The sequence below is a fragment of the Dactylosporangium sp. CA-052675 genome (assembly GCF_050947935.1).
GTDB lineage: Bacteria > Actinomycetota > Actinomycetes > Mycobacteriales > Micromonosporaceae > Dactylosporangium.
Genome location: NZ_CP192010.1, coordinates 10,291,870 through 10,307,706 on the forward strand (window position 1 = coordinate 10,291,870; position 15,837 = coordinate 10,307,706).

18 protein-coding genes are annotated in these 15,837 nt (G+C 71.8%); 7 read left to right on the forward strand and 11 right to left on the reverse strand.

Annotation, left to right across the window (positions count from 1 at the left end):
* Window positions 1-11: 11 nt before the first annotated feature.
* Window positions 12-749, reverse strand: coding sequence for an ABC transporter ATP-binding protein (locus ACQP1P_RS46335; protein ID WP_433081529.1), 738 nt, complete (start codon window positions 747-749; stop codon window positions 12-14).
* 168 nt (window positions 750-917) lie between these two features.
* On the opposite strand from ACQP1P_RS46335, the gene ACQP1P_RS46340 reads away from it, so the two are divergent.
* On the forward strand, window positions 918-2,102 hold the full coding sequence (locus ACQP1P_RS46340) for a sensor histidine kinase (RefSeq protein WP_433081531.1): 1,185 nt from the start codon (window positions 918-920) through the stop codon (window positions 2,100-2,102).
* Window positions 2,103-2,433: 331 nt separating this feature from the next.
* Complete coding sequence (locus tag ACQP1P_RS46345; protein WP_433081533.1) at window positions 2,434-3,096, forward strand: response regulator; 663 nt, start codon at window positions 2,434-2,436, stop codon at window positions 3,094-3,096.
* Window positions 3,097-3,332: 236 nt separating this feature from the next.
* On the opposite strand, the gene ACQP1P_RS46350 is transcribed toward ACQP1P_RS46345, so the two are convergent.
* From ACQP1P_RS46350 to ACQP1P_RS46360, 3 genes are read right to left on the reverse strand one after another with little or no spacing between them, the layout of a single operon-like run.
* Window positions 3,333-4,841, reverse strand: coding sequence for a sensor histidine kinase (locus ACQP1P_RS46350; protein ID WP_433081535.1), 1,509 nt, complete (start codon window positions 4,839-4,841; stop codon window positions 3,333-3,335).
* Window positions 4,838-5,533: a response regulator transcription factor gene (locus tag ACQP1P_RS46355; protein WP_433081537.1), complete on the reverse strand. Its 696-nt coding sequence runs from the start codon at window positions 5,531-5,533 to the stop codon at window positions 4,838-4,840. The genes ACQP1P_RS46350 and ACQP1P_RS46355 overlap by 4 nt, the downstream gene beginning before the upstream one ends.
* Before the next feature lie 50 nt (window positions 5,534-5,583).
* On the reverse strand, window positions 5,584-6,507 hold the full coding sequence (locus ACQP1P_RS46360; RefSeq protein ID WP_433081539.1) for a hypothetical protein: 924 nt from the start codon (window positions 6,505-6,507) through the stop codon (window positions 5,584-5,586).
* Window positions 6,508-6,510: 3 nt separating this feature from the next.
* Between ACQP1P_RS46360 and ACQP1P_RS46365 the strand changes: the two genes are divergently transcribed.
* Entirely contained in the window at window positions 6,511-6,837 is a 327-nt protein-coding gene (locus ACQP1P_RS46365; protein ID WP_433081541.1) for a hypothetical protein, read from the forward strand.
* Here the strand turns inward: ACQP1P_RS46365 and ACQP1P_RS46370 are convergent.
* The 5 genes from ACQP1P_RS46370 to ACQP1P_RS46390 all read right to left on the reverse strand — a co-directional run bounded on the left by ACQP1P_RS46370 (window position 6,815) and on the right by ACQP1P_RS46390 (window position 12,062).
* Window positions 6,815-6,961 carry a hypothetical protein gene (locus ACQP1P_RS46370; protein WP_433081543.1) on the reverse strand — a complete coding sequence of 49 codons (147 nt, stop codon included), beginning with the start codon at window positions 6,959-6,961 and terminating at the stop codon, window positions 6,815-6,817. The two genes, ACQP1P_RS46365 and ACQP1P_RS46370, sit on opposite strands and share 23 nt — an antisense overlap.
* A 37-nt stretch (window positions 6,962-6,998) precedes the next feature.
* Window positions 6,999-7,298, reverse strand: coding sequence for a hypothetical protein (locus ACQP1P_RS46375; RefSeq protein ID WP_433081544.1), 300 nt, complete (start codon window positions 7,296-7,298; stop codon window positions 6,999-7,001).
* Between the two features lie 15 nt (window positions 7,299-7,313).
* The gene (locus ACQP1P_RS46380; RefSeq protein WP_433090422.1) at window positions 7,314-8,951 is read right to left on the reverse strand and encodes a sodium:solute symporter family protein; all 1,638 of its coding nucleotides are present in this window, start codon (window positions 8,949-8,951) and stop codon (window positions 7,314-7,316) included.
* 109 nt (window positions 8,952-9,060) lie between these two features.
* Entirely contained in the window at window positions 9,061-9,435 is a 375-nt protein-coding gene (locus ACQP1P_RS46385) for a response regulator (protein ID WP_433081545.1), read from the reverse strand.
* Complete coding sequence (locus tag ACQP1P_RS46390) at window positions 9,432-12,062, reverse strand: ATP-binding response regulator (protein WP_433081547.1); 2,631 nt, start codon at window positions 12,060-12,062, stop codon at window positions 9,432-9,434. The genes ACQP1P_RS46385 and ACQP1P_RS46390 overlap by 4 nt, the downstream gene beginning before the upstream one ends.
* A 68-nt stretch (window positions 12,063-12,130) precedes the next feature.
* Here ACQP1P_RS46390 and ACQP1P_RS46395 point away from each other — a divergent pair, with 68 nt between their 5' ends.
* Window positions 12,131-12,352, forward strand: coding sequence for a hypothetical protein (locus tag ACQP1P_RS46395; protein ID WP_433081549.1), 222 nt, complete (start codon window positions 12,131-12,133; stop codon window positions 12,350-12,352).
* On the opposite strand, the gene ACQP1P_RS46400 is transcribed toward ACQP1P_RS46395, so the two are convergent.
* Entirely contained in the window at window positions 12,302-12,667 is a 366-nt protein-coding gene (locus ACQP1P_RS46400) for a TraR/DksA family transcriptional regulator (protein WP_433081551.1), read from the reverse strand. The two genes, ACQP1P_RS46395 and ACQP1P_RS46400, sit on opposite strands and share 51 nt — an antisense overlap.
* A 117-nt stretch (window positions 12,668-12,784) precedes the next feature.
* Between ACQP1P_RS46400 and ACQP1P_RS46405 the strand changes: the two genes are divergently transcribed.
* A complete protein-coding gene (locus ACQP1P_RS46405) occupies window positions 12,785-13,153 on the forward strand; it encodes an ATP-binding protein (protein ID WP_433081553.1) in 369 nt (122 codons plus the stop codon).
* Here ACQP1P_RS46405 and ACQP1P_RS46410 read toward each other — a convergent pair.
* Window positions 13,150-13,491: an STAS domain-containing protein gene (locus ACQP1P_RS46410; RefSeq protein ID WP_433081555.1), complete on the reverse strand. Its 342-nt coding sequence runs from the start codon at window positions 13,489-13,491 to the stop codon at window positions 13,150-13,152. The genes ACQP1P_RS46405 and ACQP1P_RS46410 overlap by 4 nt on opposite strands.
* A 112-nt stretch (window positions 13,492-13,603) precedes the next feature.
* Here ACQP1P_RS46410 and ACQP1P_RS46415 point away from each other — a divergent pair, with 112 nt between their 5' ends.
* Complete coding sequence (locus ACQP1P_RS46415) at window positions 13,604-14,842, forward strand: PP2C family protein-serine/threonine phosphatase (RefSeq protein ID WP_433081557.1); 1,239 nt, start codon at window positions 13,604-13,606, stop codon at window positions 14,840-14,842.
* Window positions 14,839-15,807: a cobalamin B12-binding domain-containing protein gene (locus ACQP1P_RS46420; protein ID WP_433081559.1), complete on the forward strand. Its 969-nt coding sequence runs from the start codon at window positions 14,839-14,841 to the stop codon at window positions 15,805-15,807. Before ACQP1P_RS46415 ends, ACQP1P_RS46420 begins: the two co-directional genes overlap by 4 nt.
* Window positions 15,808-15,837: the final 30 nt, after the last annotated feature.

Sequence of the window (15,837 nt, forward strand, 5' to 3'; positions counted from 1 at the left end):
CCGGCAGATCCTCAGCACGAGTCCTCCAGGTGTGTGGTGCGTGCCGCGATCTCCTCCGCCGTGAGCGGACGGCGGACGTCGTCGGCGATCCGGCCGTCCGCGAGGAACACGATTCGGTCGGCGCGGGCGGCCGCCACTGGATCGTGGGTCACCATCACCACCGTCTGGCTGTGCTCGTCGACGAGCGCCCGGAGCAGGCCGAGGATGTGGCGCGAGGTCACGCTGTCCAGCGCGCCCGTCGGCTCGTCGGCGAACACGACCGCCGGCCGGCTGATCAGTGCCCGGGCGACGGCCACCCGCTGCTGCTCGCCGCCGGAGAGCTCGCTCGGGCGATGCCCGAGCCGGTCGGCCAGCCCGACCGCGGTGAGCGCGGCCACGATGTCGGCAGTCGGCGGGCGGCGACCAGCGAGCCGCATCGGCAGTGCGACGTTCTGCTCGGCGGTGAGCGCGGAAACCAGATTGAACGCCTGGAACACGAAGCCGATCCGGTCGCGCCGCAGCCGAGTCAGGTCATCTTCGCTCAGCCCGTCGAGCACGACTCCGTCGACGGTGACGGAGCCGCCAGCCGGACGGTCGAGACCGGCCGCGCAGTGCAGCAGTGTCGACTTGCCGGAGCCGGACGGTCCCATCACCGCCGTGAAGGTGCCGCGCTCGAAGGCCACCGATACTCCGTCGAGCGCGACGAGCTGCCGTGCGCCGTCGCCAAAAGTGGCCCGGACGCTGTCCAGAACAACGGTCTGCGTCGTCATGGTCCGCAACTTTGCCCGGCGGGGCGGGATCGCACATCGGACCGGGATGGACACTTTTCGTTCCGACCGCTGTGGTACGCCGAGGCGGAAAATGCCCGCTTCTCATACCTGGGTATGACGGCTCGCGGGCCGACGCGCAAGTCCGCCCCGACCGCTACCGTCGAGCCCATGGAACTCCCACCGGTGCTGACCCGGAGGCTGACTCCGAAGGATCTCTACGCACTCGACGCAGTCGCGGCGATCGTCGTCGCGGTGATCTGCTGGGCCGCCGCGCTCGAGGTGCCCAAGCAGGGACTGCGGGAGCCGGCCTGGGTGTCAGCACTCGTCGCGGTGGTGTTCGGTCTGAGCGTCGCCCTCCGGCGGCGCTGGACCTACGCGATGGCCTTCACCGCCACGGCCGCGGCGGTGATCAGCCTGGCCACTCAGATCATCCCTGTCTTCGCGTCGTTCGGACCCGCCTGCGCGCTGTCTCTGGTCTTCTACACCTTCGGCGCCTACGCGCGAAACTGGAAGGGCATGTTCGTCATCATCACGTGCGGCGCACTGGTGAGCGCGAGCATGGTCGGCTCGATACTCCTCTCCGACGAGCCGCCCTCCAGCGACTCCCCGTCGACGTTCTTCGCCGCGCTCTTCGGCTTCCTCGTCATCGCGCCGGCCCAGACACTCGGCTTCGCGATCGGTGAGCGGCGCGCCCAGACCATCGAGCGCAACCAGCACATGGTGCGGCAGGCCACCGTCGAGGAACGGCTCCGAGTGGCCCGCGAGCTGCACGACGTCATCGCCCACACGATGACGTTGATCGTGGTGAAGGCGTCGATCGGCAACCACGTCGCGGAGGCCAACCCGGCCGAGGCCCGCGACGCGCTCCAAGTCATCGAGTCGACCGGCCGAGCGGCGATGCTCGAGGTGCGCCGGGTGCTCGACATCCTGCGGGAGGACACCCCCTATGCCCCCACCCGCGGCCTGGGTGACCTGCCGGCCCTCGTCGAGCTGGCGTCCGTGGGCGGGGTTCAGGTCCGGCTCGACGTCGAGCGACCGGAGGGACCCGCGGTCGGAGGGATGCCGGAGGCAGTGGAGCTGGCGGTGTACCGGATCGTGCAGGAGGCGATCACCAACGTGGTCAAGCACGCGGCGCCGGCCCAGTGCCACGTGAGCGTGGTGGTGAACGCGGAGGAGGTGCGCATCGAGGTAAACGATGACGGGAAGCGCCCGCCTCGCACCGATGCCGTCGGGCACGGATTGACGGGGATGCGCGAGCGGGTGACGTTGCACGGGGGGACGTTCGCCGCCGGACCGCGGGCCGAGGGCGGCTACTCGGTGCGGGCGCTGCTACCGGCCGGAGGAGCAGCGTGAACCGACGGCCGGGCGTGAGCCAGCGAACGAACGCAAACGAGCAGAAGAACGCGAACGACCAAACGAACGCCAGCCACCGGACGGGCGCGAGCGACCAAACGAACGCCAGCCACCGGACGGGCGCGAACCAGCAGACGAACGCGGACCAGCGAGCGGACGCGGACCAGCGAGCGGACGCGGACCAGCGAGCGGACGCGGACCAGCGAGCGGACGCGGACCAGCGAGCGGACGCGAATCGGCAAGGGGGAGTGGATCACACCGCGGTCGGGGGCTGGGGCGGGCGGTTGTGGGGGCATCCGTCCGCGGTGGGTGTTGGGCACGGGGGTGGCTCGTGATTCGGGTGTTGATTGCGGACGATCAGGCGTTGTTGCGAGGGAGCTTTCGGGCGCTCATCGACCTCAGTGGGGACTGCGGCACGGTTGGGGAGGCCGGCACCGGGGACGAGGCGGTTCGGCTCGCGGGTGAGCAGCGGCCGGATGTGGTGCTCATGGATGTGCGGATGCCGGGGATGAACGGGATCGAGGCGACCCGGACGATCTGCGGGGATCCCGAGCTCGGCTCTGTGCGGGTTTTGATGTTGACGACCTTTGATCTCGATGAGTACGTGTACGGGGCGTTACGGGCAGGGGCCAGTGGGTTTCTCGTCAAGGACACGCCGCCCGCGGAGTTGCTCAATGGGATTCGGGTTGTGGCCGGCGGGGAGGCGTTGTTGTCGCCGTCGGTTACTCGGCGGCTCATTTCGGAGTTTGCTCGGCGGCCGCAGCCGGAGCGGCCGATTCCTCGGCGGCTTGAGGGGATTACGGAGCGGGAGCGGGAGGTGCTCATGCTCGTCGGGCGTGGGTTGTCCAACACCGAAATCGCCGCGCATCTCGGGTTGAGCCTCGCCACGGTCAAGACGCATGTCGGGAGGGTTCTTGCCAAGCTCGAGGTGCGGGATCGGGCGCAGTTGGTGATCGTCGCGTATGAGACGGGGTTGGTTTCGGTGGGCATCTGACTACAGATGGTGTCGGCCTCGGCGAACGGCGTGGCCCGGGTCCCGTTCGACCTCACCAGCGAACCCGGGATCGCCCGACCGGCAGGTCCCGATCGCCGTGGTCTGCCCGCGCGCGCCGCCATCGGAAGGGGTGGAGTTGGGCTGGACGCGGGGAGACGGAGAAAGCAGATCCAGGGAGGAGCGAGGCATTGAGCGGGGCGTAAAGGAGAGCAGCAAAGCCGGCCGTGCGGGGAGAGTTAGCGGGCTGGGTTCAGCAAGGGGATTCGCACGCGGAAGGTGGCGCCCTCCTGGGGGGCCGTTCGCAGGGTCACCTCGCCGTTGTGGGCGGCCACCAGGGCGGCCACGATCGACAGGCCCAGGCCCGAGCCGCCCAGGGCACGGGTCCGGCTCGGGTCCGTTCGGTAGAAGCGTTCGAAGACTCTTGCCGCGTCCTGCGGCGTCATGCCGGGGCCGTTGTCCGAGACCTCCAGGATGGCCTGGTCCGCCTCGGTGCCCACGTAGACGGTGACCTCGGTGCCGGCGGGGGTGTGGTTCAGCGCGTTCGACAGGAGGTTCTGCAGCACCTGCCGGAGGCGGGCCTCGTCGCCGAGGACGATCGGGGCCTCGGTGTCGGCGTCGTCGTCGCCGCTGTTCGGGGTGCGGAGGCGTAGGCGGTGGTGGTCGCCGGCCGTCACTCTCGCGTCGATCATGGCGTCGGTTGCCAGGGACAGGAGGTCCACCGGCTTCTTCTCCAGGGGGCGCTGCTGGTCCATGCGGGCCAGGAGCAGGAGGTCGTCCACCAGGAGGCCCATGCGCGTCGCGTGGTGCTCGATGCGGCCGATGGTGTCGTCGTGGTGGCCGGACTGGCGGTACAGCTCGGCGAAGCCGCGGATCGAGGTCAGCGGGGTGCGCAGCTCGTGCGAGGCGTCGGCCACGAAGCGGCGCATGCGGTCCTCGGAGGCCAGCGCCGCCTGCTCCGAGGCCAGGGCCGCTTCCTCCGAGGCCCGGCGCTCCTCGAAGGCGGTCTCGATCTGGCCTAGCATGGTGTTGAGGGCCCGGGCCAGGCCGCCGACCTCGGTGCGGGGGTCGGCCTCGGGGACTCGGCGGCTCAGGTCGCCGGCGGCGATGGCCTCGGCGGTCTGCTCGACCTCGACGAGGGGGCGCAGGCTGGAGCGGACGAGCAGGTAGGCGACCACGGCCAGGATCAGCAGGACGAAGCCGCCGATGGTGGCGCTCATGACGACCAGGCGGCTCACCGTGCTGTCGACCTCGGCGAAGCTGATGGCGATCATCACGGGCGGGCGGCCCAGCCGGCCCTGCGGGGGGCGCTGCTGGGCGACGAGCACGCGCCAGGCGTGGCCGGAGCCGTCCCGGGACTCGACGGTGGAGTAGACGCCGGCGACGTTGTTGGACAGCCAGGGCAGGCCGTCGAGGGCGCGCCAGTTCTCCGGGGTCACGGGCCTGGTCTGGTCGTCGGCGCTGGGGGTGAACACGGTGTCCTGGAAGGAGCCGTCGAGGCGGCCGCACGCGACGAAGTACCCGCTGCGCAGGACCGGCGCGCCGGGGCCGCGGCCCTGGTCGTCGAACGGGCCGTTCTCGCAGTTGTGGAAGGCGTCGTTGAAGCTCTGCAGGAGCTGGTCGTCGACGCGGGTGATGAGGTAGTCGCGGGTGCTGATGACGCCGGCGATGCCGGTTGTGGCCAGGGCCGCCGCGAGCAGGACGAGCATGAGAACGACGAGCTTGACGCGCAGCGGCCAGGACTTCATGTGCGTGGCAACCGCAGCGAGTAGCCGACGCCGCGCAGGGTCTGCAGGAGGCGGGGCTCGGTGGTGTCGATCTTCTTGCGCAGGTAGGAGACGTAGGACTCCACGACGCCCGCGTCGCCGCCGAAGTCGTACTGCCAGACGTGGTCGAGGATCTGGGCCTTGGACAGGACGCGGCCGGGGTTCGTCATGAAGTACCGCAGCAGCTTGAACTCGGTCGGCGAGAGCTGCACCTCCCGGCCCGCCTTGAACACCTCGTGGGTGTCCTCGTCCAGCTCGATGTCGGCGAAGTTCAGCCGCGAGGTCTGGGCCGACGCGCCGCCCGCGGGGTCGGCGACCCGGCGCAGGACGGCCTGGATGCGGGCCAGGATCTCGGAGAGGCTGAACGGCTTGGTGACGTAGTCGTCACCGCCCAGGGTGAGCCCCTTGATCTTGTCCTCGGTGGCGTCGCGGGCCGTCAGGAACAGCACCGGCACGCGGGTGCCCTCGCCGCGGAGCTTGCGCAGCACCTCGAAGCCGTCGAGCTCGGGCATCATGACGTCGAGCAGAATCATGTCGGGCCGGAAGCGCCGCGCCTCCTCCATCGCCTGGCGGCCGCTGGTGGCGCTGGCGACGTCGTAGCCGTGGTACTTGAGGCTCGCGGAGAGCAGTTCGACGATGTCCGGCTCGTCGTCGACCACAAGCAGCCGCGTCATGATTCGCTCCAGATCGCGTCGGAGTTTTCCGGGAGTTCCCTTGTCACGTCTCAGACTGCCGCCGCTACCTGACGGCCCGATGCGGTTTTCCTGAAAACCGGCTGTGAACCGCCTGCGACGGCCGCGAGCAGCACCGGGAACTCGAGGTAGGCGTGGTAGGACGCGAAGGCGCCGTACAGCGCGCGGCCCGTGGCGTAGTCGATCGCGAACGGGATCGCGAGCAGCGCGGCCAGACCGAGGCCGAGCAGCCAGGCGCGGCGGCCCAGCAGGAAGCGCGGGGCTTCCGGGGCGTACCGCGGCAGGAAGAAGACCCACACGAAGTAGTGCATGGTCTGCAGGAAGGCGAACACGACCAGGAACCGGGTGCCGACCAGGGCCGAGGACCCCGGCGGGGCGATCGAGGCCACGACCGGCGACGACACCAGCCCGCGCAGCGCGAAGTCGAACGCGCCGGCCAGCACGAGCACGGGCAGCACCAGCACCCACGCGACCTGCGTCCAGCGGAACGGCCCCGGCCGCCGCAGCCGCCCGGCCCACTCCCACAGAAAGAACAGCGGGACGACGTTGTGCAGATGGGCCAGGACGACGAAGTGGTACTGGCTGAAGGCCAGCGACACCGAGGCCGCGAGGACGAGCACCACGAGCCCGAGGACGAGCCGGGCACCGCGCAGCGCGTGCACGCAGGCGGCCGCGAGCACCCCGTAGCCGACGAGGATCTCCGCGTACCGGGCCGGGTCGCCGACGACGAGCGCGGCCAGGCGGCACAGCACGATCGCGGTGACCAGCCCGAGCAGCACCACCAGGAAGCGCCCGGTGAGCAGGGACGAGAAGCGCCCGGCGACGTACCGCAGCTCGAGCACGTTGTGCAGCGCCCCGAACGCGATCAGGCCGCCGACCGTGACCGCCAGCGGCGCGCCCAGGGCCAGCCCGAGCGCGGCGGCCGCGGCCGCGACGAAGAGCAGGCTTATCTTCATCGGGTGCTCCGGGCGCTGCTGCTGACGCTGGCCGTCGAGGTGCCGCTGTACACGGCGGCGCTGACCGTCCTGGGGCTCGCGAGCGCGAGGAAGGCCCTCGTGCTCGGCGTCGTGGTCAACCTCGTGACCCATCCGGCCCTGTGGCTGTTCCTGACCCGCCACCCGGGCGCGCTCTGGCCGGCCGAAGCCGTGGCGACGGCGGCGGAGGCACTGATCCTCGCGATCGCCACCGGCGGGAACGGGGACAGGGGCAGGGGCAGGCTCGTCGTCGTCGCCATCGCGCTCGGGGCCAACGCCGGCTCGCTGCTCATCGGCCTGACCGTCGCCTGAGCCACAACACGAGCAGCACGACCAGCGCGGCGAGGAACACCACGCAGGCCAGGCCGATCACGACCAGCGCCGACGAACCCGCGACAGACGGCTGCGGCGCCACATCAGCCAGCACAATTTCCATGCCGAGCAGTCTGCGGCGCCGCAGCGCGAAAATGTATCTACTCCCCGACCTTGTTCGCCTCCGCAGCGTCCGCCGGAGGGATGTCCGAGGCCTCCGGCGCCTCGGCCGGCCGCAGCCACTGCCACAGCAGGAACAGCAGACCCAGCGCGAGCATCCCGAGCCCGATCCACAGGTTGATGCGCACGCCCGCGGCCTTGTCGATCTCGGCCTGCGAGTCGAAGACCCCGAGGAGCGTCACGATCACGCCGTACACCGTGAACAGGCCCCCGATGACCCGCCGCACGTCGAAGAGCCGCGCCGCCCGGGCGGTGTCGACCTTCTGCTCGTCGTCACTCATCACAACCCCTTAGGCCTACAGGAACGGCAGGTAGAAAGCGAAGGCCAGCACGAGGGCGCCCGTGCCGAGCAGCACCGGCGAGCGGTACCACGCGGTGTCCCCGGCGATCGCGTCGGCGCGCAGGTCGTGGCCGCCCACGCCGTACACGAGGCCGTCGAGCTCCGCGTCCTCCTTCGGCCGGGTCAGCGGCGTGACGATGATGGCCACGATCGCCACGACCACGAACGCGATGCCGGCGCCCCAGAACGACTCGTCGAGGTCGGAGCCGAACGTGAACCAGCCGAACCACTTGTAGCCGGCGTAGGTGATGAACGCGGCGACCGTGCCCAGCAGCAGCCCCCAGAAGCCGGCCCAGGCCGACATGCGCTTCCAGAACATGCCGATGATGAACGCGGCGAACAGCGGGGCGTTGAACAGCGAGAACAGCGCCTGGATGTAGTCCATGATGTTGCTGTAGCCGGACGCGATGAACGCGGTGCCGATGCCGACCACGACGCCGGCGACGGTGATGAGCCGCCCGACGCGCAGGTAGTAGCCGTCCGGCTTGTCCTTGGCGATGTACTCCTGCCAGATGTCGTAGGTGAACACCGTGTTGAACCCGGACACGTTGGCCGCCATGCCCGCCATGAACGAGGCGAGGAGCCCGGTCACCGCGATGCCGAGCACGCCGTTGGGCAGGAAGTCGCGCATGAGCAGCGGGACGGCGTTGTTGTACTGCAGGTCACCGCTTTCCGCCCCGAGCCCCTTCACCGTCACCAGCGCGACGAGACCGGGGATCACCGTGACGAACGGGATCAGCAGCTTGGGGTACGCGGCGATGATCGGCGTGCGCCGCGCCGCGCTCATGTTGCGGGCCGACAGACCGCGCTGGACCTCGGCGAAGTTCGTCGTCCAGTAGCCGAAGGAGAGCACGAAGCCCAGGCCGAAGACGATGCCCCACCACGGCGCCCCGAGCGGGTTGTCGGAGCCGCCGGTGTTGGACCAGGTGTGCAGCCCCGCGTCGCCGAGCTTGGTGGTGTTGCGCACGGCGTCGAAGAGCCCGTCGATGCCGCCGAGCTTCACCAGGCCGACGATCGCGATGGGCAGCAGGCCCGCGATGATCACGAAGAACTGCAGCACCTCGTTGTAGATGGCGCTGGAGAGGCCGCCCAGCGTGATGTACACGAGGACGATCGCGGCCCCGACGATGATCGCGGTCCACAGCGGCCAGCCGAGCAGCGCCTGCATGATGAGGGCGAGCGCGTAGAGGTTGACGCCCGCGATCAGCACCTGGGCGAGCGCGAAGGACAGCGCGTTGAGCAGGTGGGCGGGCCGGTTGAAGCGCCGCCGCATGTACTCGGGGACGCTGCGCACCTTCGAGCCGTAGTAGAACGGCATCATCACGATGCCCAGGAACACCATCGCGGGGACGGCGCCGATCCAGTAGTAGTGGACCGTCATCAGGCCGTACTTCGCCCCGTTGGCGGCCATGCCCAGAATCTCCAGGGCGCCCAGGTTGGCGGAGACGAACGCGAGGCCCGTCACCCAGGCCGGCAGCGAACGACCGGACAGGAAGAAGTCCACGCTGTTGCGGATCGAGCGGCGGGCGGCGAGACCCACCCCCAGGACGGTGATGAAGTAGAGCGCCAGCAGGACGTAGTCGAATGCGTCCATCTGCAGGCGCAGCCCATCGGCGACTGTCTGCACCCGTTCCTCCCTTTGCCGGTACGAGTGGAGCGTCGAGGCACCTACCCAACCGGGGGTGAGGATCAAACCATCGTCGTCAACGGAGATGGCTCGCGAGCAGCGTCACGAGATCGGCGGCCGCATATGGTTTGTCCAGGAACGCGTCGCACCCGGCCTCCATCGCCGCGGCCCGCTCGTGCGGCAGGACGCTCGCGGTCAGCGCGATCACCGTCGGCCGCTCCGGCTCGGCCTGCAGCTCGGCGGCGAGCGCCAGCCCGTTGCCGTCGGGCAGGTTGACGTCCAGCAGCACCAGGTCGACGTCGTGCGCGGCGAGCGCGGCGCGCGCGTCGGCGATCGAGCCCGCTTCCAGCAGGTCCGCGTCCCGGACGGCGGCGGCCCCGGCCCGCGCCAGGATGGCCCGCACGAGCACGCGGTTGAGCTCCTCGTCCTCCACGAGCAGCACCCGGCTCATCGCACGGCCCCTTCCTGGCGCACGTCGGTCAGCGAATTGGCCACCGCGGCCAGGTCGATCCACTCGCGCACCCCGTCGGCGGCCGAGCCGCGCGGTACGGTGCCGATGACCTTCCCGGTCAGCCGGAGCCGGTCCGCGTCGGACAGGTCGGGCGCGGTGAGCGCGAGCACCGGGATGCCCTGCGTCGACGGCTCCTGGTCGAGGCCCGCGAGCAGCGCGAAGCCGTCGACGTCCGGCATCTGCAGGTCGCAGATGATCAGGTCGAAGCGCCGGTCGCGGGACAGCCGCAGCCCCTCGGCGCCGTCGTCGCAGGTGACCACGGCGATGCCCGCCTCGCTCAGGCGCTGCTCGACGACCGCGCGGGTCGTGTCGTCGCGGTCCACGACGAGTACCGATGCCGGCTCCTGACCCGGCTCCGGGTGCAGCGCCGGCGCGACGTGCCGGGCGAGCTGGGCCAGCAGCGCGTCGTGGTCCACCGGCTTGACGAAGAAGTCGGCCGCGCCCAGGGCCAGCCCCGCGCGCCGGTCGTCGACGATCGTGGCGAAGAAGACCGGGATCGCGGCCAGGTGCTCGTCGCGCTTGAGCCGGCGGATCACGTCCCAGCCGTCGAGCCCGGGCATGACCACGTCGAGCAGGATCGCGTCCGGCCGCCAGACGCCGGCCTCGGCCAGCCCGGCCTCGCCGGTGGAGGCGGTGCGCACCTCGTAGCCGGCGCCGGCGAGGTAGGTCTCGAGCAGCTCGGCCGCCCGCGCGTCGTCGTCGATGACGAGCACGCGGCCGCGGCCGGGCGCCGGGGCGGGGCTCGCGCCGGGCTCGTCGTGCGGGGCCTGGGCGGCGGGCAGCCGTACCGTGAACCGGCTCCCCTCCCCCGGCGCCGACTCCAGCGAGACGGACCCGCCGTGCGCCTCGACCAGCCGGCGGGTGAGCGCCAGCCCGAGCCCGGTGCCGGCCTTGCGCTGGGCGGCCGGGCCGAGCTGCTGGAACTCCTCGAAGACCCGCTCCTGGTCCTCGGCCGCGATGCCGATGCCGCTGTCGGCGACGGTGATCGCCACCGACTCGATCGCCGGGGAGACCGTGACCGCGATGAGCCCGCCGTCGGGCGTGAACTTGATCGCGTTGGAGAGCAGGTTGTCGAGGATCTGCCGCAGCCGCAGCGGGTCCGCGCACACCGCGGCGGTCGGCGGCACGTCGAGGTACACCTGCAGCCCCTTGCGGTCCGTGAGCGGCCGCAGGGTGGTGATGACCTCGCCCACCGCGGCGTCGAGCGAGATCGGCTCGAGGCCCAGCTCCAGGCGGCCGGACTCGACCTTGGCCAGGTCCAGGATGTCGTTGATCAGGCCCAGCAGGTGGCGGCCGCTGCTGTGCACGTGGTCGACCCACTCGGCCGGGACGCTGCGCCGGTCGCCGTCGGGCTGCTCGGCCCGCATGAGGTCGCTGAAGCCGATGATCGCGTTGAGCGGCGTGCGCAGCTCGTGGCTCATCCCGGCCAGGAAGTCGCTCTTGGCCTGGCTGGCGCGGGTCAGGGCGGCGACGGACTCGGCCAGGGCGGCGGCGAGCTCGCGCTGCTCGGCCAGCACGGCGCCGCGCTCGGCGAGCACCTTCGCCTGGGCCGCGAGCACCCCGGTGAGGCGCAGGTCGTCGGCGCTGAACAGGGACCGGTACCGGTCCAGCAGCAGCACCGTGCCCACCCCGGGCAGGGCGAGCGCGGTCGCCAGGCGGGTGCCGGTGGCCCGGGCGAGCGGGTGGTCCTTGGGCAGGCGGACCGGCTGGCGGGCGGCGGCGAGCGCGTCCGCGTCGAAGTCGACGCGCTCGTGCGGCAGATGGGTGCCGGAGCGGCACACGGCCGCGAGGCGCTCGAGGTCCTTGTCCAGGAGCAGGACGGCATCGGTACCGGTGGTCTCGTGCACGACGTGCACGAAGCGCCGCCACACCTGGCCGGTGTTCACGTCGGCCGGCAGCCGCTGCAGGTCCCCGGTGGCCTCGTACCACACCGTCGCCGACATCATCCGGCGCAGGAACGCGGGCGGCAGGAAGGCGAGCAGGTACAGCACCGCGCCCACGAGCCCGACCACCCGCCCGGCCGGCTGCCACCAGACCTGCTCGCCCGGGTAGCGGGCGGACGCGGTGAACAGCATGAGCATCATCACCGGGTAGAGGAAGGTGGCCCCGGCGGCGAGGCGGAGCCGGGCCCGTCCGGCGCCGGAGCGGCGGGCGCTCACCCGCAGCAGGACGGTGCCCGCGATCGCCTCGGTGACCGTGAAGGTGGCGGTGACCAGGGTGAGGTACGGCAGGCTGAGCGGTCGGGGCGCGGCCGTCACCGCGGCGATGCTGCCCAGCAGGAGCACGAGCAGCGCGCCGTCCAGCCACCGCGGGACCCGGCCGAGGCGGGCGGCGAGGCGCAGGGTGAGGTACGGCTGCAGCAGTAACAACGCGGTCGCGAAGGCGCTGGCGGCGACGGGCACGGGGCGGCCCGACATCTCCCGGACCGCGGCGTTGATGCCCACGGCCAGGGTCGGCAGGAACAGCAGGGCGGTGTCGCGCCGGAGCGGATCGCGGTGCCGGATGTACGCCGCCAACGCCCGCACGAACACGGCCGCCAGCAGTACCGTTGTGACCAGAGTTACCATGAAGTTACGCCCCGTTACGTTCGCGAACGGGACTCACTTTAGCCAGCCGAACGGACGCGGGGGACCGGATGAGCGATGATGCGCTGCGCGTCACCGTCGCCACGGCCACCCACGACCTGTCCAACGCCCTCGGCGCGGTCCTGAACTACACGACCTTCCTCGCCGAGGACCTGGCCGGCTCCGGGCGCGCGCCGGAGTACCTGCCGCACCTGCAGAGCGCGGCCGAACGCGCCCTCGCCCTAGTAGCGGGACTCGCTGCGGCTCTTGCACGCGACGCAGAGGGTGACTGACGGGAACGCCGCCAGCCGGGCCACCGGGATCTCCCCGGCGCAGGTCTCGCACGTGCCGTAGTGCCCGGCGTCGAGGCGCTCCAGCGCCCGGTCGACCTGGTCCATCCGGTTGCGGATCGACACGGCCAGCGCGAACTCCTGCTCGCGGTTGAACGCCTTGGTGCCGAGGTCGGCCACGTCGTCGCCGGCGTCCACGACGCCCGCGAGCGTCATCTCGGCCACCGTCGCGGTGTACTCCGACTCCAGTTCCTCCCGCCGGCCGAGGAGGGCCGTGCGGATGTCCTGGGTACGGGTCTCAGGGAATACGAGCGTCATCGGAGGCCCCCCGGGCTTCAGCGTCTGCGGCGGATTTGGTGGCTTCCCGGGTGCCCCGCCGAGTGGTTGCCCAAACCTGACTGTTTTTTGCGACCGGCACAGGGCACCATGAATACCGTGGAGGCGGATTCGATCCAGGTGGACGTGCCCGCGGGTCACGCCCGCACGGCGCGCCGCGTGATCACCCAGGCGCTCGAGGCCTGGGGACTGCCCCATCTGACCCGTGGCGCGGTCATGGTCGGCCACGAACTCGTCGCCAACGCCCTGCGCCACGGCCTCCCGCCGGCCGTCCTGCGGCTGCTGCGCCAGGGGGACTGCCTCGTCATCGAGGTCGGCGACGGCAGCGACCAGGTGCCCCGCATCGCCGAGATCGACAACCTGACCAGCACCTCCGGCCGGGGCATGCAGATCGTGGACACCCTCGCGCGCACGTGGGGCGTCCGGCCGCACCAGAACGGCAAGACCGTGTGGGCGGAGATCTCCTAGTTCGACACCGACTCGTTGGTGATCGGCAGGATCTGGTCCAGCCCGGTGATCTCCAGCGTCACGCGCACGTCCTCGTTCGGATGGGCCACCACCAGCGTCGCGCCCACGTTCTTGGCCCGCCGCCAGCACCCGACCAGCGTGCCGAGGCCGCTCGAGTCGATGAACGACAGATGCGTGAGGTCGACCACGACCTCCCGCGCGCCCGTGTCCAACTCGGCCACGACCGCCGTGAGCAGGCTCGGGGCCGTGTCCAGGTCCAGCTCCCCGGTCAGCACCAGGTGGGCATGGCCATTGCGCCGATGGGTCGCCAGCTCCCATATCGCCTCGTCGTCAACCACCTGGTAGTCCCTTTCTGCATCACTGGTCAACAGTGTGGGGTACCCAATCGGTGGAGTTCAAACGCTCAGGCCCGGTTGCCCTCGATCGGCCCGGCGCGCAAGACTCGTGTGTATGCGTGCCGCGTACCTGGTCGAGGCCGGAAGACAGGTGTCCGGCTCGCTGAACCTGGCCCACACGATCCGGCGATCGCTGACCGCCTGCGTGCCCGAGTTCGCCGACTGGGCCCAGCTCATGATCGTCAACCGGAGCGAGGCGACGTTCACCTCGCTGCTCGACGGCGGCGTCCCGACCACCACCCGCCGGCCCGCCCCGCCGGCCGCCCAGTCCCGGCTCCTGCTCACCGGCCGGCCCGAGGTGCTGCACGTGGCCTTGATCACTCCGGCCGGCGACTCCGCCGCCGACGGGCTGAGCGCGCTGGTGCCCGACGAGGGCATGCGGGCCGAGGTGTCCGCGCTGCGCCCCGCCGACGTGCTCGGCGTCCCGCTCACCGCCCGCGGCGCCACCTTCGGCACCCTGACCCTCGCCCGGCGCGCCGGGACCGGCTTCGACGCCGCGGACGTCGAGCTCGCCGAGGAGCTGGCCGTGCGCATCGCGCTCGCGGTCGACGCCGCCCGGCGCTACACCGAGCGCTCCCACGTCGCCAGCGTCCTGCAGAGCAGCCTCCGCCCGCCGGAGCTGCCGAAGCTGCGCGGCGTCGACCTCGCCGCCCGCTACCGCCCCGCGGCCGGCGACGCCGAGATCGGCGGCGACTTCTACGACGTCTGGGGCGGCGACGAGGCGTGGTCGTTCACCCTCGGCGACGTCTCCGGCAAGGGCGTGGAGGCCGCCGTCGTCACCGGCCAGGCCCGCCACACGGTGCGGGGCGCCTCCGCGGTCGACCGCTCGCCCGCGGCCGTGCTCGGGGCGCTCAACGCGATGCTCGCCGGGAACACCTCCGGGCGGTACGTCACCGCCGTCTACGGCCGCGTCACCCCCGCCCCCGGCGGCGCCGGCCTGCGCGTCGAGCTCGGCTCGGCCGGCCACCCGCCGCCGCTGCTCATCCGCCCCGACGGCACCGTGAGCCCCGTCGCCGTGCGCGGCCTGGCGGCCGGCCTCATCGAGGACGTGCGCTACGAGCCGGTGACCGTCGACCTCGCGCCCGGCGAGACCCTCGTCCTCTACACCGACGGCGTGACCGAGGCCGGCGAGCGCAGCGTCCGGGAGGGCACCCGGCGCCTGATCGCCCTGCTCGCAAGCTACGCCGAGGCTGGCGTCGAGGCCCTGGTCGAGGCGGTGGAGATCGCCGTCGTCGAGGGGGCCGGGGCCGTCCAGCGCGACGATCTCGCGGTGCTCGCCCTGCGCGCCTCATGACGCAGCGGTACTTCCAATGCCTCGCCGACCGCGACGCCCCCGCGGCCCTTCGCCTCTGCACCGAGCTGGTCGAGGCGGGCCGGAGCCCCGTCGACGTCCTGCTCGACGTCGTCGCCCCGGCCCAGCAGGAGGTCGGCCGGCGCTGGGCCGCCGGCGAGTGGACGGTCGCCCACGAGCACGCGGCCACCGCCATCAGCGAGTCCGTCGCCCTCGCCCTCGGCGCCCGCATCCCCCAGCCCCACCCGGCCCGCGGCCACGTGGTGCTGGCCTGCGCCGAGCGCGAGTGGCACGGCCTGCCGGCCCGGCTCGTCGGCTTCGCCCTGCAGGAGGCCGGCTGGCGCACCACGTTCCTCGGCGCCTCGACCCCGCCGAACCAGTTCGCCCGCTTCCTGGACGACGTCGACGCCGACGCGGTCGCGATCTCCTGCTCGGTGGCGGCCGCCCTGCCCGCCGCCCGCCGCATGATCGACGCCTCCCGCGAGACGGGGCTGCCGGTCCTCGTCGGCGGCGGCGCCTTCGGCCGCGACGACACCCGCGCCAAGGCCCTGGGCGCGACGGCCTGGGCCCCCGACGCCCGCGCGGCGGTGCGCGCGCTGGAGTCGATCACCCCGCCGCCCGCGGGCCCGTCGGTCCACCGCCGCGCGGGGATCGACGAGCACGCGGAGCTGGTGCTGCGCTTCGCGGAGTTCCGCGACTCGGCGCGGCGGCGGTGGGCCGCGGTCATCGGCGAGGACGCCGCCACGCCCCTGGCCGACGACGCGCTGGACCACGCGCTGCACTCGCTGTCGGCCGCGTTGCTGACCGACGACTCACGGCTCCTTCGCGAGGCCGACGAGTGGCTCAGCGAGCTGTACTCGGCTCGCGGCGGCCCCTCGTGCGCGGTCCCCGCTCTGTGGTCGGCGCTGCGCACTGTCGTGGGCGAGCCGCTGCCGGAGGCGTCGCGGCACTTGGGGTTGTTGCGATAAGTCGGGCGCTCCGCGCCACGACTTATCGTA

What these genes read in the sequence shown, in the direction of transcription:
- ACQP1P_RS46335 (WP_433081529.1), bottom strand. Translation starts at nt 749, where the DNA reads ATGACGACGCAGACCGTTGTTCTGGACAGCGTCCGGGCCACTTTTGGC.
- ACQP1P_RS46340 (WP_433081531.1), top strand. Translation starts at nt 918, where the DNA reads ATGGAACTCCCACCGGTGCTGACCCGGAGGCTGACTCCGAAGGATCTC.
- ACQP1P_RS46350 (WP_433081535.1), bottom strand. Translation starts at nt 4,841, where the DNA reads ATGAAGTCCTGGCCGCTGCGCGTCAAGCTCGTCGTTCTCATGCTCGTC.
- ACQP1P_RS46355 (WP_433081537.1), bottom strand. Translation starts at nt 5,533, where the DNA reads ATGACGCGGCTGCTTGTGGTCGACGACGAGCCGGACATCGTCGAACTG.
- ACQP1P_RS46360 (WP_433081539.1), bottom strand. Translation starts at nt 6,507, where the DNA reads ATGAAGATAAGCCTGCTCTTCGTCGCGGCCGCGGCCGCCGCGCTCGGG.
- ACQP1P_RS46370 (WP_433081543.1), bottom strand. Translation starts at nt 6,961, where the DNA reads ATGGAAATTGTGCTGGCTGATGTGGCGCCGCAGCCGTCTGTCGCGGGT.
- ACQP1P_RS46375 (WP_433081544.1), bottom strand. Translation starts at nt 7,298, where the DNA reads ATGAGTGACGACGAGCAGAAGGTCGACACCGCCCGGGCGGCGCGGCTC.
- ACQP1P_RS46380 (WP_433090422.1), bottom strand. Translation starts at nt 8,951, where the DNA reads ATGGACGCATTCGACTACGTCCTGCTGGCGCTCTACTTCATCACCGTC.
- ACQP1P_RS46385 (WP_433081545.1), bottom strand. Translation starts at nt 9,435, where the DNA reads ATGAGCCGGGTGCTGCTCGTGGAGGACGAGGAGCTCAACCGCGTGCTC.
- ACQP1P_RS46390 (WP_433081547.1), bottom strand. Translation starts at nt 12,062, where the DNA reads ATGGTAACTCTGGTCACAACGGTACTGCTGGCGGCCGTGTTCGTGCGG.
- ACQP1P_RS46395 (WP_433081549.1), top strand. Translation starts at nt 12,131, where the DNA reads ATGAGCGATGATGCGCTGCGCGTCACCGTCGCCACGGCCACCCACGAC.
- ACQP1P_RS46400 (WP_433081551.1), bottom strand. Translation starts at nt 12,667, where the DNA reads ATGACGCTCGTATTCCCTGAGACCCGTACCCAGGACATCCGCACGGCC.
- ACQP1P_RS46415 (WP_433081557.1), top strand. Translation starts at nt 13,604, where the DNA reads ATGCGTGCCGCGTACCTGGTCGAGGCCGGAAGACAGGTGTCCGGCTCG.
- ACQP1P_RS46420 (WP_433081559.1), top strand. Translation starts at nt 14,839, where the DNA reads ATGACGCAGCGGTACTTCCAATGCCTCGCCGACCGCGACGCCCCCGCG.